14 protein-coding genes, 1 tRNA gene and 1 rRNA gene are annotated in these 25,555 nt (G+C 69.9%); 4 read left to right on the forward strand and 12 right to left on the reverse strand.

Annotation, left to right across the window (positions count from 1 at the left end):
• Nucleotides 1-123: 123 nt before the first annotated feature.
• The 3 genes from ACIBAG_RS34205 to ACIBAG_RS34215 are packed head-to-tail and all read left to right on the forward strand — an operon-like array spanning nucleotide 124 to nucleotide 6,925.
• Nucleotides 124-5,121, forward strand: a complete 4,998-nt coding sequence (locus ACIBAG_RS34205; protein ID WP_399110561.1) for an ATP-dependent helicase — start codon at nucleotides 124-126, stop codon at nucleotides 5,119-5,121.
• A 55-nt stretch (nucleotides 5,122-5,176) separates the two neighbouring features.
• A complete protein-coding gene (locus tag ACIBAG_RS34210; RefSeq protein ID WP_399110563.1) occupies nucleotides 5,177-6,100 on the forward strand; it encodes a DNA-formamidopyrimidine glycosylase family protein in 924 nt (307 codons plus the stop codon).
• A gap of 60 nt (nucleotides 6,101-6,160) precedes the next feature.
• Entirely contained in the window at nucleotides 6,161-6,925 is a 765-nt protein-coding gene (locus ACIBAG_RS34215) for an SDR family NAD(P)-dependent oxidoreductase (protein ID WP_399110565.1), read from the forward strand.
• Here ACIBAG_RS34215 and ACIBAG_RS34220 read toward each other — a convergent pair.
• The 9 genes from ACIBAG_RS34220 to ACIBAG_RS34260 form a co-directional block, all read right to left on the reverse strand.
• Entirely contained in the window at nucleotides 6,873-7,169 is a 297-nt protein-coding gene (locus ACIBAG_RS34220) for a hypothetical protein (protein WP_399110566.1), read from the reverse strand. The two genes, ACIBAG_RS34215 and ACIBAG_RS34220, sit on opposite strands and share 53 nt — an antisense overlap.
• 305 nt (nucleotides 7,170-7,474) lie before the next feature.
• Nucleotides 7,475-7,855, reverse strand: coding sequence for a helix-turn-helix domain-containing protein (locus ACIBAG_RS34225; protein WP_019756312.1), 381 nt, complete (start codon nucleotides 7,853-7,855; stop codon nucleotides 7,475-7,477).
• Nucleotides 7,856-7,964: 109 nt separating this feature from the next.
• Nucleotides 7,965-8,510, reverse strand: coding sequence for a CinA family protein (locus tag ACIBAG_RS34230; RefSeq protein WP_399110567.1), 546 nt, complete (start codon nucleotides 8,508-8,510; stop codon nucleotides 7,965-7,967).
• A complete protein-coding gene (gene pgsA / locus ACIBAG_RS34235; RefSeq protein ID WP_399110569.1) occupies nucleotides 8,507-9,346 on the reverse strand; it encodes a CDP-diacylglycerol--glycerol-3-phosphate 3-phosphatidyltransferase in 840 nt (279 codons plus the stop codon). The genes ACIBAG_RS34230 and pgsA overlap by 4 nt, the downstream gene beginning before the upstream one ends.
• Complete coding sequence (rimO, locus tag ACIBAG_RS34240) at nucleotides 9,343-10,824, reverse strand: 30S ribosomal protein S12 methylthiotransferase RimO (RefSeq protein ID WP_399110570.1); 1,482 nt, start codon at nucleotides 10,822-10,824, stop codon at nucleotides 9,343-9,345. The genes pgsA and rimO overlap by 4 nt, the downstream gene beginning before the upstream one ends.
• A gap of 94 nt (nucleotides 10,825-10,918) precedes the next feature.
• Nucleotides 10,919-11,755, reverse strand: coding sequence for a helix-turn-helix domain-containing protein (locus ACIBAG_RS34245; protein ID WP_399110572.1), 837 nt, complete (start codon nucleotides 11,753-11,755; stop codon nucleotides 10,919-10,921).
• 279 nt (nucleotides 11,756-12,034) lie between these two features.
• A complete protein-coding gene (locus tag ACIBAG_RS34250) occupies nucleotides 12,035-14,776 on the reverse strand; it encodes a DNA translocase FtsK (RefSeq protein WP_399110574.1) in 2,742 nt (913 codons plus the stop codon).
• A gap of 161 nt (nucleotides 14,777-14,937) precedes the next feature.
• Nucleotides 14,938-15,618, reverse strand: a complete 681-nt coding sequence (locus ACIBAG_RS34255; protein ID WP_399110575.1) for a two-component system response regulator — start codon at nucleotides 15,616-15,618, stop codon at nucleotides 14,938-14,940.
• A 244-nt stretch (nucleotides 15,619-15,862) separates the two neighbouring features.
• Nucleotides 15,863-21,340 (reverse strand): HAMP domain-containing protein, encoded by a 5,478-nt coding sequence (locus ACIBAG_RS34260; RefSeq protein ID WP_399110577.1) that lies wholly within the window; start codon nucleotides 21,338-21,340, stop codon nucleotides 15,863-15,865.
• A gap of 378 nt (nucleotides 21,341-21,718) precedes the next feature.
• Here ACIBAG_RS34260 and ACIBAG_RS34265 point away from each other — a divergent pair, with 378 nt between their 5' ends.
• Nucleotides 21,719-24,469, forward strand: a complete 2,751-nt coding sequence (locus ACIBAG_RS34265; protein ID WP_399110579.1) for a SpoIIE family protein phosphatase — start codon at nucleotides 21,719-21,721, stop codon at nucleotides 24,467-24,469.
• Between the two features lie 64 nt (nucleotides 24,470-24,533).
• Here the strand turns inward: ACIBAG_RS34265 and ACIBAG_RS34270 are convergent.
• The 3 genes from ACIBAG_RS34270 to rrf form a co-directional block, all read right to left on the reverse strand.
• Nucleotides 24,534-24,606, reverse strand: a tRNA-Thr gene (locus ACIBAG_RS34270).
• A gap of 78 nt (nucleotides 24,607-24,684) precedes the next feature.
• Nucleotides 24,685-25,347: a DegT/DnrJ/EryC1/StrS family aminotransferase gene (locus tag ACIBAG_RS34275; protein WP_399110594.1), complete on the reverse strand. Its 663-nt coding sequence runs from the start codon at nucleotides 25,345-25,347 to the stop codon at nucleotides 24,685-24,687.
• A 113-nt stretch (nucleotides 25,348-25,460) separates the two neighbouring features.
• A 5S ribosomal RNA gene (gene rrf / locus ACIBAG_RS34280) occupies nucleotides 25,461-25,555 on the reverse strand; the annotation flags it as partial.

Raw genomic sequence — 25,555 nt, forward strand, 5'->3', positions numbered from 1 at the left:
AGGCCGCGCACACCCCGCCCCGCTCCCCCGAAACCATGGACGCACGCCCCCGCTTCACCGGGCAGACAGAAGACATTTCCCCAGCTCAGCCTCATTGTCAGTGCCCGGGTGCAGGATGGACGCATGGTCAGCAACGCACACCGAGCCCTCGCCGGCTTCTCCCCCGCCACCCGCGGCTGGTTCGCGGGCGCCTTCTCCGCGCCCACCGCGGCCCAGGCGGGCGCGTGGCAGGCCATCCGTGAAGGCTCGGACGTGCTGGTCGTGGCCCCCACCGGGTCCGGCAAGACTCTTGCCGCCTTCCTGGCCGCCCTTGACCAGCTCGCCTCCACACCCCCACCGGCCGACCCGAGGAAACGCTGCCGCGTCCTCTACGTCTCCCCCCTCAAGGCGCTGGCCGTGGACGTGGAGCGCAACCTCCGCAGTCCCCTGACCGGCATCCGCCAGGAATCCGTCCGCCTGGGCCTGCCCGAACCCGAAGTGAAGGTCGGCATCCGCTCGGGCGACACCCCCGCAGCGGAGCGCCGAGCCCTGTCGACCCGCCCCCCGGACATCCTGATCACCACCCCCGAGTCGCTCTTCCTGATGCTGACGTCGGCCACTCGCGACGCCCTGACCGGCATCGAGACGGTGATCCTGGACGAGGTCCACGCGGTGGCGGGCACCAAGCGCGGCGCCCACCTCGCGCTCACCCTGGAGCGCCTGGACGAGCTCCTCCCCAAGCCGGCCCGACGCATCGGCCTCTCCGCGACCGTCCGCCCCGTCGACGAGATCGCCCGCTACCTCTCCCCTCGCCGCAAGGTGGAGATCGTCCAGCCGAAGTCGGGCAAGGAGTTCGACCTCTCGGTCGTGGTCCCCGTCGAGGACCTCGGCGAACTGGCCGGCTCACCCGTCGCCGACGGCAGCGAAGGCGCGGAACGCCCCTCGATCTGGCCCCACGTAGAAGAACGAATCGCCGACCTGGTCCAGTCCCACCGCTCCACCATCGTCTTCGCCAACTCCCGCCGCCTCGCGGAGCGCCTCTGCAACCGCCTCAACGAGATCGCCTACGAACGGGCCACCGGCGAAACGCTGGACGAGCACCACGCCCCGGCGGAGCTGATGGGCGGCTCGGGCGCGGCGCAGGGCGCACCCCCGGTCATCGCCCGTGCTCACCACGGCTCGGTCTCCAAGGAACAGCGCGCCCTGGTCGAGGAGGACCTCAAAGCGGGCCGCCTCCCCGCAGTGGTGGCCACATCCAGCCTCGAACTGGGCATCGACATGGGTGCGGTGGACCTGGTGGTCCAGGTGGAATCACCCCCCTCCGTGGCCTCCGGCCTGCAACGCGTGGGCCGTGCCGGACACCAGGTCGGCGCGGTCTCCACCGGTGTGGTCTTCCCTAAGTACCGCGGCGACCTCGTCCAGGCGGCCGTGGTCACCGAACGGATGCGCACCGGGTCCATCGAGTCCCTCAAGGTCCCGGCCAACCCCCTGGACGTCCTCGCCCAGCAGCTCGTCGCCATGACGGCGATGGACACCTGGCAGTTCGACGACCTCCTGGCCACAGTCCGCCGTGCCGCCCCCTTCGCGTCCCTGCCCGAATCCGCCTTCACAGCGGTCCTCGACATGCTCGCCGGCCGCTACCCGTCCGACGCCTTCGCGGAGCTGCGCCCACGCGTCGTCTGGGACCGCGTCGCCGGCACCATCACCGGCCGCCCCGGCGCCCAGCGCCTCGCCGTCACCTCCGGGGGCACGATCCCCGACCGCGGCCTCTTCGGAGTCTTCCTGGCCGGAGCCGACCCCAAGAAGGGCGGCGGCAGGGTGGGCGAACTCGACGAGGAGATGGTCTACGAGTCCCGCGTCGGGGACGTCTTCACGCTCGGCACCAGCTCCTGGCGCATCGAGGACATCACCCGCGACCGCGTCCTGGTCTCCCCCGCCCCGGGCGTGCCGGGCCGCCTCCCCTTCTGGAAGGGCGACCAGCTGGGCCGCCCGCTCGAACTCGGCCGCGCCGTGGGCGCGTTCCTGCGCGAAGTCGGCTCGCTGTCCAAGGAGGACGCGCGCCTGCGCCTGCTCGCCGCCGGCCTGGACGCGTGGGCGGCCGACAACGTCCTGTCCTACCTGGACGAGCAGCGTGAGGCCTGCGGCCATGTCCCGGACGACCGCACCATCGTCGTCGAGCGCTTCCGCGACGAACTCGGCGACTGGCGGGTCGTCGTGCACTCACCCTTCGGCGCCCAGGTCCATGCTCCCTGGGCCCTCGCCCTCGGTGCCAAGCTCTCCGAGCGCTACGGCATGGACGCGCAGGTCATGCACGCCGACGACGGCATCGTGCTGCGCCTGCCCGACGCCGATCTCATGGGCCTGGACCTGCTGGACCAGGAACCGAGGAAGGCCGGCACGGAGTACGACGCCGACCAGGCGCCCGTCGGCGCGGCGGACGTCGTCTTCGACAAGGGCGACGTCGACCAGATCGTCACCGACCAGGTGGGCGGCTCGGCCCTGTTCGCGTCCCGCTTCCGCGAGTGCGCCGCCCGCGCGCTGCTGCTGCCGCGCCGCAACCCCGGCAAGCGCACCCCGCTGTGGCAACAGCGTCAGCGCGCCGCCCAACTGCTCCAGGTGGCGAGCGAGTTCGGCTCGTTCCCGATCGTCCTGGAGGCGGTCCGCGAGTGCCTCCAGGACGTCTTCGACGTCCCGGGTCTGACAGAGCTCATGGGCGACCTCGAGTCCCGCAAGGTGCGCCTGGTCGAGGTCACCACCCCCGAACCGTCCCCCTTCGCGCGTTCCCTGCTCTTCGGGTACGTCGCCCAGTTCCTGTACGAGGGAGACTCCCCGCTCGCCGAGCGCCGCGCCGCCGCCCTGTCGCTGGATTCACGGCTGCTGGCCGAGCTGCTCGGCCAAGCGGAACTGCGCGAGCTGCTCGACGCCGAGGTGCTGACGGAGCTGGAGCGAGAACTCCAATGGCTCACCGAGGACCGACGAATCAAGGACGTCGAGGGCGTCGCGGACGTCCTCCGCCTCCTCGGCCCGCTCACCGACGCCGAGTTGGTCGAGCGGGGCGCCGAGGCCCACTGGGCCCAGGAGCTGGCGTCCGCCCGCCGCGCCATCAAGGTCCGCGTCGCCGGCACAGATCACTGGGCGGCAATCGAGGACGCGGGCCGCCTGCGCGACGCACTCGGCACCGCCCTGCCGGTCGGCGTCCCGGAGGCCTTCACCGAGCCGGTCAAGGACCCGCTCGGCGATCTCCTCGCGCGCTACGCCCGCACCCACGGCCCGTTCACGTCGACCACCGCGGCGGCCCGCTTCGGCCTGGGCGTGGCGATCACGGAAGGCGCGCTCCAGCGGCTGGCGGCCGGCGGACGTGTCGTGCAGGGCGAGTTCCACCCGGCCGGCATCGGCCAGGAGTGGTGCGACGCGGCGGTCCTGCGCCGGCTGCGCCGCCGCTCGCTGGCCGCCCTGCGCCATGAGCTGGAGCCGGTGCCACCGGCCGCGCTCGCGCAGTTCCTGCCCCAGTGGCAGCACATCGGCAGGGGCCACGGACTGCGCGGCGTCGACGGACTGGTCCGCGCCATCGAGCAGTTGCAGGGCGCGTCCGTACCCGCCTCCGCCCTGGAGAAGCTCGTCCTGCCGTCCCGCGTCGCGAACTACACCCCCGCGATGCTCGATGAGCTCACGGCGGCCGGCGAGGTCGTGTGGGCAGGCGCGGGCTCGCTCCCCGGCAAGGACGGCTGGGTCTCCCTCTACATGGCGGACGCGGCCCCCCTGCTCCTGCCGCAGCCCCACCCCCTGGAGCTGACGGCACTGCACCAGTCCGTCCTGGGCGCCCTGTCCGGCGGCTACGGCCTGTTCTTCCGCCAGATCGCCGACCAGGTCCGCGCCACCACCCACCTCGAGGCCACCGACCCCCAACTGGCCGACGCCCTCTGGGAGCTGGCCTGGTCTGGCCGCCTGACCAACGACACGCTCGCCCCCATGCGCTCCCTGCTGGGCTCCGGCCGCACCGCGGGCTCCACGGCACACCGAGCCAAGCGCACCGTCCCGCGAGGACGCTACGGCTCCCTCACCGCCGCCGCCCGCACCGCCTCCCGCACCGGCCCCCCGACCGTCGCCGGCCGATGGTCCCTGCTCCCGGCCCACGAACCCGACCCCACGGTGCGCGCCCACGCCCTGGCCCGCACGCTCCTCGACCGGCACGGCGTCGTGACCCGGGGTGCGGTCACCGCGGAGGGTGTCGAGGGCGGCTTCTCGGCGACGTACCGCATCCTTGCCGCCTTCGAGGAGAGCGGCCAGGCACGCCGCGGTTACGTGGTCGAGGGGCTCGGCGCCGCCCAGTTCGCGATGGACGGCGCGGTGGACCGCCTCCGTGCCGTGGCCAACGCCCGCGAACGGGGCGACGGCCTGCCCGGCCCAGCCGCCCGTGACACCAACGGCGCGCCCGACGACTTCGGCGCCTCCGACCCGTACGGTTTCGGCAGCACCGGCGACTTCGGCTCCCCCGAAGACTCCAGCACCCCCGACGCCGCACAGGCCGGCACCCCCGCATACGGCAACCCCGACGGCCCGCCGGCCTACGACATCCCCGATCTCGACCACGACTTCCTGGACAGCCACCTCGGACCAGGCGACTACGTCTCGCCCCACGACCGCGCTCCTCGAGGCCCCCGCACCCCGCAGGGCCCCGCCTGGCCCAACGGCGGCACCCCCTACGGCACCGGCCCCGGCTCCGCCTCCCACCGCACGCGCCCCGCCGCCGACACCAGAGCCGTCGTCCTCGCCGCCGCCGACCCGGCGAACGCGTACGGCGCCGCCCTCGCCTGGCCCGAGCCGCCCACCGGCGCCGGGCACAAGCCGGGCCGCAAGGCGGGCTCCCTCGTGGTGCTCGTCGACGGCGAACTGACCCTCTACATGGAGCGCGGCGGCAAGACCCTGCTGGCCTGGCCCTCGGCGCCGGACACCGAGCCCACCGACGACTCCCGCCTGCACACGGCCGCGGAAGCACTCGCCGCAGCCGCCCGAGCGGGCTCCCTCGGCACGGTCACGGTGGAACGCGTGAACGGCGCCTCGGCCCTGACCTCCCCCATCGGCACCGTCCTGGAAGGAGCGGGCTTCATCGCGACCCCCCGAGGACTCCGCCTACGCGCCTGACCCACTCCGCAACCGCGATCGGCCCCCTCGGCTCATGGCGTGCCACCCTTGACCCATGCCCGAAGGAGACACGGTCTGGCAAACCGCGAAACGGCTGCACGCGGCCCTCGCGGGCAAGACGCTGACCCGCACCGACTTCCGGGTCCCCAAGTACGCCACGGTCGACCTCACAGGCCGCACCGTCCTGGACGTCATCCCGCGCGGCAAACACCTCCTCACCCGCATCGAGGGCGGCCTGACCGTCCACTCGCACCTCGGCATGGAAGGCTCCTGGAAGGTCTACGCCGAGCACCAGCGCTGGACGGGCGGCCCCACCCACCAGATCCGCGTGATTCTCACCGCCACCGCCACCGCCACCCACACGTCGGCCTCGGCCTCGGCCTCTGCCTCCACCATCGCCCCCACTACCATCCCCGGCCCCGCCCACACAGCCGTCGGCTACCGCCTCCCCGTCCTCGACCTCCTGCGCACCACCGAGGAACAGCGTGCGGTCGGCCACCTCGGCCCCGACCTCCTGGGCCCGGACTGGGACCCCGCCCGCGCCCTCACCAACCTGCTCGGCGATCCGGCCCGCCCCTTGGGCGAGGCCCTGCTGGATCAGCGCAACCTGGCGGGCATCGGCAATGTCTACAAGAGCGAGCTCTGCTTCCTGCTCCGCGTCACTCCCTGGCTCCCCGTCGGCGCACTCCCCGCCGAGCACACCACCCAACTGCCCGTGCTCGCCAAGAAGCTCCTGGAAGCCAACCGAGACCGTCCGATCCGCAGCACGACGGGCCGCCGCGGCCAGGACCTCTTCGTGTACGGCCGCGCCAACCGCCCCTGCCTGCGCTGTGGCACACCGATCCGCGCGGCCGACCAGGGCGACGGCTCCCGCGAGCGCCCCACCTACTGGTGCCCCGACTGCCAGGCGGGCCCGGCCCCGAGCACGACGCCCGGCACCACCACACGCCGCAGGACCCAGCACCGTACGAGCAATTGACGAGTCGTAATCGCCACCCCGTAATTGACGGGGCGTCAGAAACTTTCGTACCTTCCCATCATGGCCGTCAAGGCGTACGACCTCACTGGACGCACCGCATTCGTCACGGGCGCCGCGAGCGGAATCGGCCGTGCCTCGGCCCTTCTGCTCGCCGAGGCCGGCGCCACCGTGCACTGCGCCGACCGTGACGCTCAGGGCCTGCACGACACGACGACCCTGATCAAGGAGAGCGGCGGCACCGCCCGCGCCCACCACCTCGACGTCACCGACCGCGAACAGCTCCACAAGGCCGTCGCCGCCTGCGAGCGCCTCGACGTGCTGGCCGCGGTCGCCGGGATCATGCACAGCAGCCCCGTCCTGGAGACCCGCGACGAGGACCTCGACCGAGTGCTGAACGTCAACTTCAAGGGCGTGCTGTACGCCTGCCAGGAGGCCGCACGCGCGATGCTCACGCAAGGTGTCGGGGGCAGCATCATCACCATGGCCTCGGGCGCCGTGGACACCGGAGGCCCCGGCCTGCTGTGCTACGGCGCGGCCAAGGCGGCCGTCGTGCAGCTGACGAAGACGCTGGCGACGGAGATGGGCCCCCACGGCATCCGCGTCAACGCGGTCGCTCCGGGCTGGATCCGCACTCCCATGACCGACCGCCACGACAGCGCGGCACAGACACAGACCGAGGCGTTCATGGCCCGCATGTCACCCCTCGGCCGGGTCGGTGAACCGCAGGACATCGCGCACGCCGTGCTGCACCTGGCGTCCGACGCATCGTCCTTCACGACGGGGCAGATCCTGCGTCCGAACGGCGGCGTGGCGATGCCTTGGTAGACGGCCCTCCCCGCACAGCCCGCCCGGCCCGCCAGGCTTCCACCCATCGCCGTGGGTCGACGGCCCCCACAGCCCGCGCCTTCGGCACACAGTGCACCGGCAGCAGGCTCAGCCCCCATCCTCCGGTGAAGACGGCCGCCTCCAGCGCTCCCGCCTCCGGTGCGAGAGCGAGCCGCAGCACGGCCCACCACCACAGCGCCCCCAGGCTGAGGAACACCCCCCAGCGCGCTATCGGCCGTGCCATCCACCCACCTCCAGCCCGAGGCTAGGCCGCCCGTTCACCCGCCGGGAGGGCGCACCAGCAGCACACGGATGCAGCGCGGGCCAACGTCGTCACAGCGCGTCAGAGCGCCGTGAACACTCTCCACGATGACCTCCGCGCCCCACAGCGGCAAACGCATGCACGTTCGTACCGGCAAAAGCACCCCTGCACGTCCCGTACAGCACGAAACCCCGACCGCACTCCCCCAGATCTCCCTGGGGAAGCCCTGGCCGGGGCCTCACACAACTGATCGGCGCGTGGTCAGTCCACGCGCACCAGCGGCGCCATCAGGCGGCGACCACGTCCACCGCCTCGGAAGGCGCCTTGATGGTCACCCGTTCCGGTGGCACACCGGTCACCGACACGGAACCCAGCATCGGACGGACCGACGTGGGTACAGGCTCGCTTGGGGTGGCCGCTGCAGACTGGGCCAGCTCGGCGAGGGCGAGTTCGTCGCTCACTTCCCGCATGAGCTCGGACATCCGTACGTCCAGCGCGTCGCAGATCGCGGCGAGCAGCTCGGAGGAAGCCTCCTTCTGCCCCCGCTCCACCTCGGAGAGATAGCCGAGTGAAACTCGGGCGGACGAGGAGACTTCGCGCAGAGTACGGCCCTGGCGCTGGCGCTGCCGACGCAGCACGTCACCCAGCAGGCGACGGAGCAGAATCATCGGTGGCTCCCTCCTCGGACCGCGTAGCCGCATCCTTCACGCCCCACCGTACCGCCTTGCGCCGCGGCCGTGCGGGGAGCGATGTCGTGTTCACTAAGGGCTGCAAACATCAAAACCCCCCGTTCTGTTCCGTATCCTGTGCCCGCTCATTCCCAGTGTGTTCGCTCGTAAGCTCCTTCAGGAGCAGCGCGAGTACGCTCCGTACACTCTCCATACGAATTTCCTCGCGGCCGCCGTTCAACCGCAGGGCCTCCACTTTTCCGCCACCGGCAGAACCGGAACCCGGTCCTAGCGGTCCGTCCACGGCTACGAAGACGGTTCCCACGGGCTGGCCGTCCTGCGTCTCGGGCCCCGCGACACCGGTCGTCGCGATGCCCCAGTCGGCCCCCAGAGCCTTCCGCACGCCGACCGCCATCTGCGCCGCGACCTGCGGATTCACCGCTCCGTGCTGGGCCAGTAGGGTGGCGTCGACCCCGAGCAGCTCATGCTTGAGCCCGGTGGCGTAGGCGGTCACCGAACCCCGGAACGCCTTGGAGGCCCCAGGGGTGGCTGTGATCTCCGCCGCAACCAGTCCGCCCGTGAGCGACTCGGCGACAGCGAGCGTCTCACCTCTCACTGTGAGTAGTCGCACCACGTCGGTGGCCGAGGAACTCACGCTTCCGTCTCCTCCAACGCGGCCTGGCGCTCGGCGATTCCCCGCCTGCGCAGCACAATGGCTTGTCTCACATAGTCGAGCCCGGTCACCACGGTCAGGACGACCGCCGCGGCCATCACCCACCACCTCAGCGTGGCCAGCCACCCCGTCAGCGCCAGGATGTACATCCCGACGGCCACGCCCTGCGTGAGGGTCTTGAGCTTGCCGCCGCGGCTTGCGGGGATGACTCCGTACCGGATGACGATGAAACGCAGGAGCGTGATCCCGAGTTCCCGGCCGAGGATGACGCCCGTCACCCACCACGGCAGATCGCCCAGCGCCGACAGACAGACCAGTGCCGCACCCATGATCGCCTTGTCGGCGATGGGGTCGGCGATCTTCCCGAAGTCGGTGACGAGGTCGTACGTCCGCGCCAGATGACCGTCGAACAGATCGGTGATCATGGCGATGGCGAAGGCCGCCCAGGCGAGCGAACGCCACGCCGGGTCGTATCCGCCGTCCGCCAGCATCAGCGCGACGAACGCGGGCACGAGGACCAGCCGGAGCATGGTCAGGAGGTTGGCGATGTTCCAGACGCTGGCCTGGTTGACGGCCGCGGCCGCGATCTTCCCGCCGCGCGCGGGCTTGGCGCCGCCCGCCGCACCGGTTTCGGTGCCGACGGCCCCGGCGTGACCGGCCTTGGAAGCCCCGGCCTTCGCTCCGCCCGCCTTCGCACCGCCCGCCTTCGAGCCACCGGCCGTCGAGCCCCCCGCCTTGGACGAGCCCACCGCGCTCGCCTTGCCCGCCGCACCCGCCGGGGAGGAGCCACCTGCGGCGGACGCCGGAACTCCGCTCATCTGCCCGCCTCCTCACTACACGCGAGCGTGCCCTGCAGCGGCTCGGCCACCAGGTCGACACCTTCCGTGCCGACCACCTTCGCCTCGACCATACGACCGATGCTCAGCCCAGCGCCGCTCGTGAGCAGCACCTGGCCGTCCGTCTCCGGCGCCTGGTGCGCGCCACGGCCGTACGCGCCCTCTGTCGAGTCCTCGGCGTCCACAGCCTCGACGAGCACGTGCACGGTCTCCCCGAGGCGCTCCTCGGCCCGCTGCGAGACGAGTTCCTCGGCCAGCCGCGAGACATGGGCCAGCCGTTCGGCGACGACGTCCGCGTCGAGCTTGTTCTCGTAGGTGGCGGCCTCCGTGCCCTCCTCGTCGGAGTAGCCGAAGACACCGATGGCGTCCAGCCGCGCGCCGTTGAGGAACCGCTCCAGCTCTGCGAGGTCGGCCTCGGTCTCGCCGGGGAAGCCCACGATGAAGTTGGAGCGCACTCCGGCCTGGGGGGCCTTGGCACGGATGGTGTCCAGCAGTTCCAGGAAGCGGTCGGTGTCACCGAAGCGGCGCATCGCACGCAGTACGTCGGGGGCGGAGTGCTGGAAGGACAGGTCGAAGTACGGGGCGACCTTCGGCGTCGAGGTCAGGACGTCGATCAGCCCGGGCCGCATCTCGGCCGGCTGGAGGTAGCTGACGCGGACACGCTCGATGCCGTCGACCTCCGCGAGCTCCGGCAGGAGGGACTCCAGCAGCCGGATGTCGCCGAGGTCCTTGCCGTACGACGTGTTGTTCTCGGAGACCAGCATGATCTCCTTCACGCCCTGTTCGGCGAGCCACCGCGTCTCGTTCAGCACATCGCTGGGCCGACGTGAGATGAAGGAACCCCGGAAGGACGGGATGGCGCAGAAGGTGCAGCGCCGGTCGCAGCCGGAGGCGAGCTTCACCGAGGCGACCGGGGCGCCGTCGAGGCGGCGGCGCAGGGGTGCACGCGGGCCGGAGGCCGGAGCGAGCCCCGCCGGAAGATCGGCGGGCGCGTGTCCCGGCAGCGCGACCTCGGCCGCCGACTCCTGCCGCTCGGCCGGGCTGATCGGCAGCAGCTTGCGCCGGTCGCGCGGGGTGTGCGAGGCGTGGACACCGCCGGACAGGATGGTCTGCAGGCGGTCCGAGATATCCGCGTAGTCGTCGAAGCCGAGCACGCCGTCGGCCTCCGGAAGGGCCTCGGCGAGGTCCTTGCCGTACCGCTCGGCCATGCAGCCCACCGCCACGACGGCCTGGGTTCTCCCATGCCCCTTGAGATCGTTGGCCTCCAGGAGCGCGTCGACGGAGTCCTTCTTGGCGGCGTCGACGAAACCGCAGGTGTTGACCACGGCGACATCCGCGTCCGCGGCGTCCTCCACGAGGTCCCAGCCGTCCGCCTCCAAGCGGCCTGCGAGCTCCTCCGAGTCCACCTCGTTACGGGCGCAGCCAAGAGTGACGAGTGCGACGGTACGGCGTTCAGGCATGGGCTCAAGACTACTTTGTCTCACTGACAGCCCACGTCGACGGGGTTGGCCGATCTTGGCCAACCCCGTCCTCAGCTCACCCCTTCAGCCGGACTTATCCGGCCTGCGGGTCGCCCTTGGTGTACGTGAGGCGCTCCACGGCGCCCGGCTGCCAGTCGTCCTCGATCTTCTTGCCGTTGACGTAGAGGTCGATCGCGCCCGCGTCACCGAGGACGAGGTTGATCTTCTCGCTGTCCTGGAAGGTCTTGGAGTCGCCCTGCTTGAGGAGGCCGTCGAAGAGCAGCTTGCCGTTGTGGTCCTTGGCGGAGATCCAGCTGCGTCCGTCGGCGGCGCTGACCTGGACGGTCACCTTGTCCTGCGGGACGGCCGCGATGGCGCTGTCCGACGGCTCCGGCTCGGGGTCCTTGGGCTTGTCGGTCTTCGGCGTGGGCGCGGTCCTGTCCGCCGTCGGCGACGAGTCGCCTTCGGCCACCGTGGACTTGCCGCCCTCGCTGTCGCCCTTGAACGCGGTGAACCCGACGAACCCGATCACCGCGACGATGGCGGCGACCATGGCCGCGGTCCAGTTCGGCCCGCGCCGCTCGGGACGGATGCGCTCCGCTTCGAACAGGGGGGCAGCCGGCGTGGGCGCCGGCCGTCCGCCGTGCGAGGCGTCGTACTGGGCGAGAAGCGGGGCCGGATCGAGGCGGACGGCCTTGGCCAGGGTCCGGATGTGGCCCCGGGCGTACACGTCGCCGCCGCAGGCAGCGAAGTTGTCCGCCTCGATGGCATGCACGATGGCGATGCGGACCCGGGTGGCGCTGCTGACGTCGTCGACGGTCAGCCCGGCGTCGATACGCGCCTGCCGAAGGGCACGGCCGATCGAGAGGCCGGCTTCGTCGGATACGTCTTCGAACGGACGCTCGTCTTCAGGGGAGTTGCCGATGGACACGGGGGCGCCTTTCGAGCGTTTAAGCCACCTGTGCTGGAGGTTCAGTCTAGGGGGGGTACGAAAGGGTGGGGCAACCGGGCGGTGGGACTTTATACGCCATCAGAATGGCCGGACACGCTGATGGTGAGGTACGAGGTTGTCGCTTCCCTCAACTTGACGTACGCCGAAGGGGAACGGTTGCTCAATGATCCCTTACGGGTGAGTCACGATCCGACATCGACGCATCACCCACCCGCCCGCAAGGCGACCACCACGGCCCGATTCCGCCCCGGACTTCCTTTAAGCCTCCCCGCGGATCACCGCGAGCACGCCGTCCAGCTCATCAGGTTTCACAAGAACGTCACGAGCCTTGGAGCCCTCGCTGGGCCCGACGATGCCGCGCGACTCCATGAGGTCCATCAGCCGCCCGGCCTTGGCGAACCCGACGCGCAGCTTGCGCTGGAGCATGGACGTCGACCCGAACTGCGTGGAGACCACCAGCTCGGCCGCCTGACAGAGCAGGTCGAGGTCGTCGCCGATCTCCTCGTCGATCTCCTTCTTCTGCTTGGTGCCCACGGTGACGTCGTCCCGGAAGACCGGCGCCATCTGGTCCTTGCAGTGCTGGACGACCGCCGCCACCTCGTCCTCGGTCACGAACGCGCCCTGCATACGCGTCGGCTTGTTCGCGCCCATCGGCAGGAACAGCCCGTCACCCTTGCCGATCAGCTTCTCGGCACCGGGCTGGTCGAGGATGACGCGCGAGTCCGCGAGCGAGGAGGTGGCGAAGGCGAGCCGTGAGGGCACGTTCGCCTTGATGAGACCGGTGACGACGTCGACCGACGGCCGCTGGGTGGCGAGCACCAGGTGGATGCCGGCCGCGCGCGCGAGCTGCGTGATGCGCACGATCGCGTCCTCGACGTCGCGCGGCGCGACCATCATCAGGTCGGCCAGCTCGTCGACGATGACCAGCAGGTAGGGGTACGGCTGGAGCTCGCGCTCACTGCCCTCCGGCGCCTTCACCTTGCCGCCCCGCACGGCCTCGTTGAAGTCGTCGATGTGCCGGTAGCCGTACGCCGCCAGGTCGTCGTAGCGAAGGTCCATCTCCCGTACGACCCACTGCAGCGCCTCGGCGGCCCGCTTCGGATTGGTGATGATCGGCGTGATCAGGTGCGGGATGCCCTCGTACGCGGTCAGCTCGACGCGCTTGGGGTCGACCAGGACCATGCGGACGTCCTCCGGGGTCGCCCGCATCATGATCGAAGTGATCAAGCAGTTGATGCAGGACGACTTACCGGAACCGGTCGCACCGGCAACCAGCACATGCGGCATCTTCGCGATGTTGGCCATCACGTAACCGCCCTCGACGTCCTTGCCGAGCGCCACCAGCATCGGGTGGTCGTCCTCGGCGGCGGCCGCGAGGCGCAGCACGTCGCCGAGGTTGACCATCTCACGGTCGGTGTTCGGGATCTCGATGCCGACCGCGGACTTGCCGGGGATCGGGCTGATGATCCGCACGTCCGGGCTGGCGACGGCGTACGCGATGTTCTTCGTCAGCGCGGTGATCCGCTCGACCTTCACGGCGGGCCCGAGCTCGACCTCGTAGCGCGTGACCGTCGGCCCGCGCGTGAAGCCGGTGACCCGGGCGTCGACCTTGAACTCGGAGAACACGGTGGTGAGCGACTCGACGATGGCGTCGTTGGCGGCGCTGCGCGACTTGCCCGGACCACCGCGCTCGAGGAGGTCGAGCGACGGAAGCGAGTACGTGATGTCACCGGACAGCTGGAGCTGTTCGGCGCGCGGGGGCAGGTCGCGCATCTGCTCAGGCGCGGCCTTGGTGAGGTCCGGTACCTCGGACTTGGTGAGATCCGGTACGTCGGTCTTGGGGAGTTTCTCCTGCTTGGGCCGCGCGGCCGGCACCGGCGTGGGCACCGGTGTGGTCTCCGCGCGGTCGCCCACGCTGACGCCCTGGGTGAGGTCGGCGACGATCGGCGAGGGCGGCATCCCGTGCAGGACGGCACCGTCGAGCGCCGCGGCGGCTGCCGCCGCGACGTCCACAGCGTCCATGGGCCGGTTCATCTCGGGCTGCGGCACAGCGGACCGCCTCGGGCGCCCACGACGCCGCGAGAGGGCCTCCTGCTCGGCGCTGTCGGGGTCGTACGCGTCGGGGGCCGGGGTGCGCCTGCGACCGCGCGACGCGGGCAGCGTCTCGCGCCATTGGTCGTCGTAGCGCTGGTCGTCCTCGGTGTACTCGTCGTCCTCCGCCGGGTCGGGCAGGATGCCGAGCTTCACGCCCAGCTGCCGCAGTCGCTGCGGGATGGCGTTGACCGGGGTGGCCGTGACGACGAGCAGCCCGAAGATCGTGAGCAGCACGAGCAGCGGGACGGCGAGGACCTCGCCCATGGTGTACGTCAGCGGGGTCGCCGCGCCCCAGCCGATCAGTCCGCCGGCGTCCCTTATGGCCTGCATGCCGTCGCTGCGGGCGGGCGAGCCGACGGCGATGTGGACCTGTCCGAGCACGCCGATGACGAGCGCGGACAGGCCGATGACGATGCGGCCGTTGGCCTCGGGCTTCTCGGGGTGCCGGATGAACCGTACGGCGATGACCGCGAGCAGGATCGGTACGAGCAGGTCGAGCCGGCCGAAGGCCCCGGTCACGATGATCTCGACGAGGTCGCCGACGGGACCGCGCAGGTTGGACCAGGTGCCGGCCGCGACGATCAGCGCGAGACCGAGCAGCAACAGCGCGATGCCGTCCTTGCGGTGGGCGGGGTCGAGGTTCTTGGCGCCCTGCCCTATGCCGCGGAAGACCGCGCCGACGGCATGCGCGATCCCGAGCCAGACGGCGCGCACGAGCCGGTAGATGCCCCCGGTGGGATTGGGAGCCGGCTTGGGCGCGGGCGCGGCTTTCTTCGCCGCGGCCTTCTTGGCCGGCGCCTTCTTGGCGGGGGCTTTCTTGGCGGCGGCCTTCTTCGCCGGAGCCTTCGCGGAAGCGGCCGCCTTCTTCGCGGGCGGCTTCTTGGCTGCGGAGGAACGTGAGGCCATGGGTGTGAGGTTACCGGTGGAGAAGACAGTGGACACGTGTGCCCACTGCTTCACCCGTTCGTGTCGCCCTTGCTGGGGCGGCGAACTGACGCCGGTTCACGGATCGGTCACACACAGGACAATTCGGCGCCGCTCGCCCGCCAACCGACGCCATCGCGACGTCAGTTCTGCGAGGGGACCGAGGACGTGCTCCCGGTGCCCGGCTCCAGAGCGTCCAGCGCCCGCCGCAACCCCGTGAGTTTGCGTTCGAGATGGGCCGCAGTGGCCACCGCGGCCGCGTCCGCCGACTCGTCGTCCAGCTGCTTGGACAGCGCCTCGGCCTGCTCCTCGACGGCCGCGAGCCGCGCCGACAGTTCGGCGAGCAGCCCCGCCGGCTCCTTGGCGTCGCCGCCCGCGGCCTTGCCGCCGCCCTCCAACTGAAGCCGCAGCAGCGCCGCCTGCTCGCGCAGCTGGCAGTTCTTCATGTACAGCTCGACGAACACGGAGACCTTCGCCCGCAGCACCCACGGGTCGAACGGCTTGGAGATGTAGTCCACCGCGCCGGCCGCATAGCCGCGGAACGTGTGGTGCGGGCCGTGGTTGATCGCGGTGAGGAAGATGATCGGGATGTCCCGGGTCCGCTCCCGCCGCTTGATGTGCGCCGCGGTTTCGAAACCGTCCATCCCCGGCATCTGGACGTCCAGCAGAATGACCGCGAAGTCGTCCGTCAGCAGTGCTTTGAGCGCTTCCTCCCCGGACGATGCCCGCACCAGGGTCTGATCGAGCGCAGAGAGGATCGCCTCCAGCGCCAGCAGATTCTCCGGCCGGTCATCGACCAGGAGGATCTTGGCCTTCTGCACCATGGCCCGCCCTCCTCGCCCCGGCAGTGCACCGGGCTCCGCCCCAGGGGACGACTCCCTTACGCCGCCCGCCCTCGTGCCGGTCATGGTAGCCGCACCCCGCCTGTCGCCACACCCTGTCACCGCGATGTCACTGTGCACGTAGCAGAAACGCAGCAGGAGACCAGAAGGTTCCCCGAATACCGCACTTCTACACGGCTTCGAGCACACTGAGTCAGCAACTCCGTGTGAACACTGTTGGTTCCTGTCACTGCTCCCTCATCCACTGATTCATCACCGCCAGCAGATGATCGGGATCGACCGGCTTCGTCACGTAGTCGGAAGCACCCGACTCGATCGCCTTCTCCCGGTCGCCCTTCATCGCCTTGGCGGTCAGCGCGATGATCGGCAGCCCGGCGAACTGCGGCATCCTGCGGATCGCCGTGGTCGTCGCGTACCCGTCCATCTCGGGCATCATGATGTCCATCAGGACGACCGCCACGTCGTCGTGCTGCTCCAGCACCTCGATGCCCTCACGGCCGTTCTCGGCGTACAGCACGGACAGGCCGTGCTGCTCCAGGACGCTGGTCAGCGCGAAGACGTTGCGGATGTCGTCGTCGACGATGAGCACCTTCTCGCCGCCGAACCGGACGCCCCGCAGCGGCTGCGGCGCCGCCTGCTGCTGCTCGGCCGCCGACCACTGCTCCTGCTGCGCGGGCCGCTGCTCCAGCTCGTGCGCCGCCCTGCGACGGCGCCTGAAGAGCGCGGCGGCGCCGTTCTGCGTCTCCCGGTACGACCGCACCTCGGCCGGCGTCTCGATCTCCACGTCGGACAGCTCCGACAGGTCGGCCGCGGAGGCCACCAGGTCGCCCGCGTCGAGAGGCGGCAGCTGCTGCTGGTAGCCGTGCGGTGGCAGTTCGCTGGGGTGCAGCGGCAAATACAGCGTGAACGTCGAGCCGCGTCCCGGCTCGCTCTGCGCGTGGATCTCGCCGCCGAGCAGCTGCGCGATCTCCCGCGAGATGGACAGCCCCAGCCCCGTGCCGCCGTACTTGCGACTGGTCGTGCCGTCCGCCTGCTTGAAGGCCTCGAAGATCACCCGCATCTTGCTGGCCGCGATCCCGATGCCGGTGTCGGTCACGGAGAACGCGATCAGCGGCGCGTCCGCCTCGGTCAGCGAACCGGCCTCCAGGAGCTGCTCCCGGATCTGCATCGGGACATCCGCCCCGGCGGGCCGGATGACCAGCTCGACCGAGCCGGAGTCGGTGAACTTCACCGCGTTGGACAGCAGGTTCCGCAGCACCTGCAGCAGCCGCTGCTCGTCGGTGTGCAGCGTGGCGGGCAGCTCCGGTGAGACCCGCACCGACAGGTCCAGGCCCTTCTCCGCGGTCAGCGGCCGGAAGGTGGCCTCCACGTAGTCGACGAGCTGGACGAGTGCGATACGCGTCGGCGAGACGTCCATCTTGCCCGCCTCGACCTTCGACAGGTCGAGGATGTCGTTGATCAGCTGGAGCAGGTCGGAGCCGGCGCCGTGGATGGTCTCGGCGAACTCGACCTGCTTCGGCGAGAGGTTGCCCTCGGCGTTGTCGGCGAGCAGCTTGGCGAGGATCAGCAGCGAGTTGAGCGGCGTACGCAGCTCGTGCGACATGTTGGCGAGGAACTCGCTCTTGTAGCGCATGGAGACGGCGAGCTGCTCGGCGCGCTCCTCCAGGACCTGCCGCGCCTCCTCGATCTCGGTGTTCTTGACCTCGATGTCCCGGTTCTGCTGGGCCAGGAGCTCGGCCTTCTCCTCCAGTTCGGCGTTGGATGCCTGGAGGGCCTTCTGCCGGTTCTCCAACTCGGCGGAGCGCTCACGCAGTTGCTCGGTCAGCTCCTGCGACTGCTTCAGCAGCACCTCGGTCTTGGTGTTGACCGAGATGGTGTTGACGCTGGTCGCGATCATCTCGGCGATCTGGTTGAGGAAGTCCTTCTGGATCTGCGTGAACGGCGTGAAGGAGGCCAGCTCGATCACGCCGAGCACCTTGCCCTCGAAGAGCACCGGAAGGACGATCACCTGCGCCGGCGGGGCTTCGCCGAGCCCGGAGGAGATCTTCAGATAGCCACTGGGCGCGTTCTCCACCAGGATCGTGCGCTTCTCCATGGCGGCCGTCCCGATCAGCCCCTCCCCGGGCCTGAACGACGTCGGCATGGAACCCATCGAGTAGGCGTACGACCCCAGCATCCGCAGCTCGTACTGGTCCTCGCCCTCCGCGCTCATGTCCTTGCCGTCGACGAGCGGCATCGCCAGGAAGAACGCGCCGTGCTGCGCGGACACGACCGGCGTCAGCTCGCTCATGATCAACGAGGCCACGTCCTCCAGGTCGCGGCGGCCCTGCATCAGCGCGGAGATCCGGGCGAGATTGCCCTTGAGCCAGTCCTGCTCCTTGTTGGCGATCGTGGTGTCACGCAGGTTGGCGATCATCTTGTTGATGTAGTCCTGCAGTTCCTGGATCTCGCCGGACGCGTCGACGTCGATCTTCAGGTTCAGGTCGCCACGGGTCACCGCGGTCGCCACGCGCGCGATGGCACGCACCTGCCGGGTGAGGTTTCCTGCCATTTCGTTCACGGACTCGGTGAGGTCGCGCCAGGTGCCGTCGACGTCACGCACGCGTGCCTGGCCGCCGAGCTGTCCTTCCGTGCCCACCTCGCGGGCGACTCGGGTGACCTCCTCGGCGAAGGACGACAGCTGGTCGACCATCGTGTTGATCGTCGTCTTGAGCTCGAGGATCTCGCCTCGGGCGTCGATGTCGATCTTCTTGGTCAGGTCGCCCTTGGCGATGGCGGTGGTGACCATGGCGATGTTGCGCACCTGGCCGGTCAGGTTGGACGCCATCTGGTTCACGGACTCGGTGAGGTCCTTCCACGTACCGGCCACACCCGGCACATGCGCCTGCCCGCCGAGGATGCCGTCGGTGCCCACCTCACGGGCCACCTTGGTGACCTGGTCGGCGAACGAACTCAGCGTCTTCACCATCGTGTTGAAGGTGTCGGCGAGCTGCGCGACCTCACCGCGGGCCTCGATCGTCACCGTCCGCGTCAGGTCGCCGTTGGCGACGGCCGCCGCGACCTGCGAGATGTTCCGCACCTGCATGGTCAGGTTCTTGGCCATCAGGTTCACGTTGCCGCTCAGGTCCTTCCAGATGCCCGTGACACCCGGAACATGCGCCTGGCCGCCCAGAATGCCCTCGGTACCCACCTCACGGGCCACCCGGGTCACCTGCTCGGCGAAGCTGGACAGCTGGTCGACCATCGTGTTGACGGTCGTGACGAGCTCGAGGATCTCGCCCTTGGCGTCAACGGTGATCTTCTTCGACAGGTCGCCCTTGGCGACCGCGGTCGTGACCTCGGCGATCTGGCGCACCTGGATGGTCAGGTTGTTCGCCATGAAGTTCACGGACTGGGTGAGGTCCTTCCAGGTGCCGGAGACGCCCTGCACCTCGGCCTGACCGCCGAGCTGACCCTCCGTACCCACCTCACGGGCGACCCTGGTGACCTCCTCCGCGAACGACGACAGCTGGTCGACCATCGTGTTCAGCGTGTTCTTCAGCTCCAGGATCTCGCCGCGCGCGTCAACAGTGATCTTCTGCGACAGGTCACCACGGGCCACCGCGGTGGCGACCTGCGCGATGTTGCGCACCTGGGCGGTCAGGTTTCCTGCCATTCCGTTCACGGAGTCGGTCAGGTCCCGCCACACACCGGCCACACCCGGCACCTGCGCCTGGCCACCCAGTCGACCCTCGGTACCCACCTCGCGGGCGACCCGGGTCACCTGGTCGGCGAAGCCGGAGAGCTGGTCGACCATCGTGTTGATGGTGTTCTTCAGCTCCAGGATCTCGCCGCGCGCATCCACGTCGATCTTCTGCGACAGGTCACCGCGCGCCACCGCAGTGGTGACCTGCGCGATGTTGCGCACCTGGGCAGTAAGGTTTCCTGCCATTCCGTTGACGGAGTCGGTGAGCTCCTTCCACGTACCGGCCACGCCCGGTACGACCGCCTGACCGCCCAGCCGGCCCTCGGTGCCCACGTCCCGCGCCATCCGCGTGACCTGGTCGGCGAAGGACGACAGCTGGTCCACCATCGTGTTCACGGTGTTCTTCAGCTGGAGCATCTCGCCGGAGACGTCCACGGTGACCTTCTGCGACAGGTCACCGTTGGCCACGGCCGTGGTCACCTGCGCGATGTTCCTCACCTGTCCGGTGAGGTTCCGGAACGCGGTGTTGACGGAGTCCGTCAGGTCCTTCCACGTCCCCGCCGCCCCCGGCACCTGCGCCTGACCGCCGAGCTCACCCTCGACACCGACCTCACGGGCGACACGCGTGACCTCTGAACCGAACGCGGACAGTTGGTCGACCATGCCGTTGACGGTGTTCTTCAGCTCCAGCATCTCGCCGGCCACGTCGACCGTGACCTTCTGCGACAGGTCACCACTGGCCACCGCCGTCGTCACCGTGGCGATGTCCCGCACCTGAATGGTCAGGTTCCGGAACACGGTGTTGACGGAGTCCGTCAGGTCCTTCCACGTCCCCGCCGCGCCCGGCACGTTCGCCTGACCGCCCAGCCGCCCCTCCGCACCGACTTCGTTGGCCACGCGCGTGACCTCGTCCGCGAAGATCCGCAGCGTCTCGGTCATCTGGTTGATCGTGTCCGCGAGCTGGGCGACCTCGCCCCGGGCCGACACGGTCACCTTCTGCGACAGATCACCGTTGGCCACCGCCGTCGTCACCTGGGCGATACCGCGCACCTGCGCGGTCAGGTTGCCGGCCATCAGGTTCACCGAATCGGTGAGGTCCTTCCACACACCGGCCACACCAGGCACCTGCGCCTGCCCGCCGAGCTCACCCTCGGTACCCACCTCGCGCGCGACTCGCGTCACCTCGGAGGAGAAGGACGACAGCTGGTCCACCATCGTGTTGACGGTGTTCTTGAGCTCCAGCATCTCGCCGGCCACATGAACCGTGACCTTCCGGGACAGGTCACCCTTGGCGACCGCCGTGGTCACCAGCGCAATGTCCCGCACCTGGGCCGTCAGCCGGTAGGCCATCGTGTTGACGGAGTCCGTGAGGTCCTTCCACGAACCCGACATGCCACGCACGCGTGCCTGCCCACCGAGCTTGCCCTCGGTGCCCACCTCGCTGGCCACCCGTGTGACTTCGTCGGTGAACGTCGACAGCTGATCGACAAGGTTGTTTACAGTCCGCCCGACCTTGAGGAACTCACCCCGCAGCGGATGCCCGGACCCGTCCGGCGCCTGCGTGCGCAGCTCCATGCGCGGCGACAGATCACCCTCGGCCACCGCGGACAGCACCCGGCCGACCTCGGACACGGGCCGTACGAGGTCGTCGACCAGGGCGTTGGAGTTGTCGACGGCGGCCGCCCAGGAGCCCTCACAGGCGCCCGTCTCGAGCCGTTCCGTGAGCTTGCCCTCGCGCCCGACCATGCGCCGCACGCGCGCCAGCTCACCCGTCAGATGGAGATTGCGGTCGGCCACCTCGTTGAAAACCGCGGCGATCTCCGACATCACGCCGTCCCCGGACACGGTGAGACGTTTCCGGAAGTTCCCGTCGCGCATCGACACCAGGGCCGCCAGCAGCCGGTTCAGGGCAGCCGTGTCCACGGCAGTGGTCCCACCACGCGTCTTGCGCTCGTTCCTCAGGGACGGTCCGCCTTTCGCGCGCGTCTTAGTGCCCCGCGTCGCTGCGCCAGACTCCACTGTGTCCCTCCCGCAGGGGTCGACCGTTACTGCTGTGCTCGGGTTCTACTGCTCGGCGTACCCGCTACTGCTGGGTATTCCTGCCGGATATACCAGGCCACACCACGTGCTGCTGCCCGCGATACGCGAACGACACTCAGCCTGCCCGGACCTTCACAAGAAGCTTGCCCAGTGTTTCACCCCTGCTGAACCCGGCCATAACAGTTCGGCAGCTTCGCACACCCTCCGCACACCCTCCGGACGGAAACACTGCCGACCGGCATCCGCATGGACGGCGAAGGTAAGTAACCTTGCATGCGGCTGTCCAGCCGCGCCGGTCCCGTCCGGTCTGGGCGGTGACAGGAGGAGCACGAGCGGGCATCGGAGGGGCAGCCGGACATGACCACCGGACTGATCCCGGGGGGACCATCCCCGGACCGGCCGACAGGCGCGCACATGCCGCACCAGCCGCGCGACCAGGTCGGCCGCGGGGCCCTGCACGTCGACAACCGGACGAGGAGTTCTGTGATCACCGCGCGCGCGGCAGCCAGCTTCGATCCCGTCGGGCGATCGGTCGCGAGCGCCCGCTCCTTCGTCCGCGACACCCTTCAGGGCTGGGGCTTCGCCGACATCGTCGACGACGCCGTAGTCCTCACCAGCGAACTGGTGACCAACGCCGTCGTACACGCGGGCACCTCCGCGGACGTCCTGTGCCTGCGCAGTGAAGACGGCGTACGGATCGAGGTGGCCGACCGGTATCCGGAACGCGAGATCCCCCTCCAGGGCTCGCCCGTCAACATGGGCAGCCCCGACCGCGAGGGCGGCCGCGGCCTCCAGCTGTGCGCGGCCCTGGCCGGCCGCTGGGGTGTCGAGTACACGCCCACGCACAAGCAGGTCTGGTTCCAACTCGATCTTCCCGAACGACCGGTGGGCACTCGCGCGGCAGGCCCGTCCCTGCCCTCCGACCTCCTCCCGCTCGCCGACGGCCGCGTCCGCGTCGCCGTGGTCCAGATCGACCGTACGGGCGCCATCTCGTCCTGGAACGAGGACGCCGAGGACCTCTTCGGCTATGCGGCCGAGCAGGTCACCGGCAAGCCCCTGACCGACCTCGCGGCCTGGCCGCACACCCCGGGCACCAGCACCGGAATCGCGGAGGCACTCCAGCTCTCCCGCTGGGAGGGCAGCTACGGCATAAGGGGCGCCAACGGCCGCGTCACACCGGTGTACGCCTCCCACCTCCGCGTCCGCGACACCGACGGCGGACCATCCACGGTCTGCCTCCTGGTCCGCGACCACGAACGCGCCGTCCTGCAGACCCCGTTGCGCATCCCGGCCTCCGACACCTCCACCACCTCCGAGGCCCAGAGCACCGACCCCTTCGAGGTGTTCATCGGCTCCCCCGCCCCGGACGACCTGGACGGCCTCCTCCAGCGCACGGTGGAGCGCGCCCGCGACATGCTCGACGGCGACTCCGCCTTCCTGCTCCTCGCGACCGACGACGAAACGGAGTTGGAGGTCCGCGCCTCCACCGGCCTGCCCTCCGCCCGTCAGCGCTTCGCGCGCGTGCCCGTCGAGGCGGGCCCCGGCCGCTACGGCTCAGCCCGCATGCCGGCGGTCCACGAGGACCTCACCATGGTCCCCGGTGCCGTACCCCTGCTGCGGGGCACCGGCATGCGCTCGGTCGTCACGGTCCCCCTGAAGGTCGAGGGCCGCCTCACCGGCTCCCTCGGTGTCGCCGCCGAGGCGCCCAGCAGATACTCCAACGAGGAGGCGCTGCGCCTCCAGTTCGCCGCCGACCGCATCGCGCTGGCGGTCGAGTCGGCCCGCCTCGGCGAACTCGAACGCCTGCGCCGAGGCTCCCTCAGCTTCCTCGTCGAGGCCTCGGACCTCCTCGCCGGCACCTTGGACCGTGACCAGACGCTGGCCCTCATGGCCCAGATGACGGTCCCGACCCTGGCCACCTGGTGCGCCGTCTACACGATCGCCGACCAGGCATCGGAGCCCTACCTGTCGTACGTCCTGCACGAGGACGAGGAACTCATCGACGGCATCAAGTCGTTGCTCTCCAAGATCCCCCCACCGGAACCCATCGCCACCCCCGGCGCCCGCGTCTGGTCGGCCCCCGCCCAGTCCGCACACCAGGCCGCCCTGCGCACCTCGATGCGCAGCCTGGGCCTGGGCGAGCCCGTCGGCCGCATCAGCGCGGGCATCGGTCCCACCCTGGCCACGGCCTCCGCGGTCGGCGGCGAGACGGTCGTCCTCCCGCTGGTCGCCCGCAACCGAGTCATCGGCATGCTGACCCTCGGCAAACCGACGGACGAACACTTCCGCCAGGAGATCCTGGAGTTGGCGGAGGACCTCTCGCGAAGGGCTGCCCTGGCCCTGGACAACGCCCGCCTCTACTCCGAGCGCACGGCCATCAGCCAGTCCCTCCAGCGCAGCCTCCTGCCGCCCGAGCTCCCCGAGATCGACGGCGTAGAGGTCGAGGTCATCTACCGCGCCGCCGGCGAGGGCAACGAGGTCGGCGGCGACTTCTACGACCTCTTCCCGATCAGCGACGGCGCGTACGGCTTCGCCATCGGCGACGTCTGCGGCACGGGCCCGAACGCTGCCGCGGTCACGGGCCTGGCCCGGCACGCGCTCCGGCTCCTGGCCCGCGAGGGCCTCAGCGGCCCGGCGGTGCTGGAGCGCCTGAACTCCGCGATCCTCGACGAGGGCGCCCGCAGCCGCTTCCTGACGCTCCTCTACGGCGAGTTGCGGCCCCAGGACGACGGCAGCGCCGAACTGAAGGTGGTATGCGCCGGCCATCCGCTCCCCCTCCGCCTGCGCCAGGACGGCTCGGTCGAACCGGCCGCTGAACCCCAGCCGCTGCTCGGCGTCATGGACGACCTGGAGCTCTACGAGCAGACGGTCACCCTCGATCCGGGCGACGTCCTGCTGTGCGTGACGGACGGCGTCACCGAACGCCGCGAAGGCAGCCGCATGCTGGGCGACGACGGCCTGACCGATGTCCTGACCACCTGCACGGGCCTGACTGCCGGCGCTGTGGCGGCACGCATCATGCGCGCGGTCGAACGCTTCGCCTCGGACGCCCCGTCCGACGACATGGCCATCCTGGCGATGCGCGTCCCCGGCATCCACAAGGACTGAGACAGAAACCGGCAGAACGACACGAGAAAGGCCCCGCCCGAATGGGCGGGGCCTTTCTGATCGGAGCCCCCAAACGGAATCGAACCGTTGACCTTCTCCTTACCATGGAGACGCTCTGCCGACTGAGCTATAGGGGCCTGCTGCCTTTTGGAAGGTTTTCCCTCGCGGCAACGGAATAGATCATACCCCGAACACACCCGTGCTCCAAAACCCGCTCAGAAGGCGGGTTGGAGGAGTCCGCCCAGCGCGTTGCAGGCGGACACGATCCGCTGCATGTCCCGCTTGGTCAGAGAGGCGTCCACAGGCAGGGACAACGTTTCATCGGCAGCCCGTTCGGTCTCGGGCAGCGACACACACCGCCGGAATTCAGGCAGCCGGTGCACGGGCGTCTTCACCGGCACCCGGCACTCAACTCCCCTGGCCCGCACGGCCCGGGCGAACGCGTCGCGATCCGGCCGCCCGTTCCCCGGCACACGAACGACGTACTGCTGGTAGGTGTGCCCGTCGCCACCGTCAGGCGTGAGCACGCCCTTCAACTTCGCGTCCAGATACGAGGCCCGCTGCCGGCGCTGAGCAATCTCGTCGTACGGAACCTCGGACTCGCCCTGCTCGAGCACCAACAGCCCATGCCGGTGCCCGATCTCATGCAACCGCTTGATGTCGGCCGACCGACCGAAGCGGTGTACGGCGACGATGGCCGCTGTCCGCGAAGTGACGGCTGCCTCGACAGCGAGGGCATCAAGGCAATAGGTCACGGGATCTATGTCGGCGAACACCGGCAGCGCCCCGGCCAGGACCACAGCCTCGGCGACCTCGACGTTCCCGAAGGCCGGTACGACAACCTCGTCACCGACTCCGACGCCGGCGGCCCTGAGCATTGCAGCAGTACCCATATGGGGGATGTTCGTTGCGCAACGTGAACTTCAGGTGACACACAACAAAAAAGGGTTGGACCCGGAACCGAAGTTCCGGGTCCAACCCGTTAAAAGGAGTTCGGCGGCGTCCTACTCTCCCACAGGGTCCCCCCTGCAGTACCATCGGCGCTGTAAGGCTTAGCTTCCGGGTTCGGAATGTAACCGGGCGTTT

The sequence above is a fragment of the Streptomyces sp. NPDC051243 genome (genome assembly GCF_044455405.1).
Taxonomy (GTDB): domain Bacteria; phylum Actinomycetota; class Actinomycetes; order Streptomycetales; family Streptomycetaceae; genus Streptomyces.

Bases quoted from the DNA above. Each gene is read 5' to 3' on its own strand.
- ACIBAG_RS34265 (WP_399110579.1), top strand. From the start codon at position 21,719: ATGACCACCGGACTGATCCCGGGGGGACCATCCCCGGACCGGCCGACA.
- ACIBAG_RS34220 (WP_399110566.1), bottom strand. From the start codon at position 7,169: ATGGCACGGCCGATAGCGCGCTGGGGGGTGTTCCTCAGCCTGGGGGCG.
- ACIBAG_RS34255 (WP_399110575.1), bottom strand. From the start codon at position 15,618: ATGGTGCAGAAGGCCAAGATCCTCCTGGTCGATGACCGGCCGGAGAAT.
- ACIBAG_RS34250 (WP_399110574.1), bottom strand. From the start codon at position 14,776: ATGGCCTCACGTTCCTCCGCAGCCAAGAAGCCGCCCGCGAAGAAGGCG.
- ACIBAG_RS34210 (WP_399110563.1), top strand. From the start codon at position 5,177: ATGCCCGAAGGAGACACGGTCTGGCAAACCGCGAAACGGCTGCACGCG.
- ACIBAG_RS34275 (WP_399110594.1), bottom strand. From the start codon at position 25,347: ATGCTCAGGGCCGCCGGCGTCGGAGTCGGTGACGAGGTTGTCGTACCG.
- ACIBAG_RS34225 (WP_019756312.1), bottom strand. From the start codon at position 7,855: ATGATTCTGCTCCGTCGCCTGCTGGGTGACGTGCTGCGTCGGCAGCGC.
- ACIBAG_RS34215 (WP_399110565.1), top strand. From the start codon at position 6,161: ATGGCCGTCAAGGCGTACGACCTCACTGGACGCACCGCATTCGTCACG.
- pgsA (WP_399110569.1), bottom strand. From the start codon at position 9,346: ATGAGCGGAGTTCCGGCGTCCGCCGCAGGTGGCTCCTCCCCGGCGGGT.
- ACIBAG_RS34205 (WP_399110561.1), top strand. From the start codon at position 124: ATGGTCAGCAACGCACACCGAGCCCTCGCCGGCTTCTCCCCCGCCACC.
- rimO (WP_399110570.1), bottom strand. From the start codon at position 10,824: ATGCCTGAACGCCGTACCGTCGCACTCGTCACTCTTGGCTGCGCCCGT.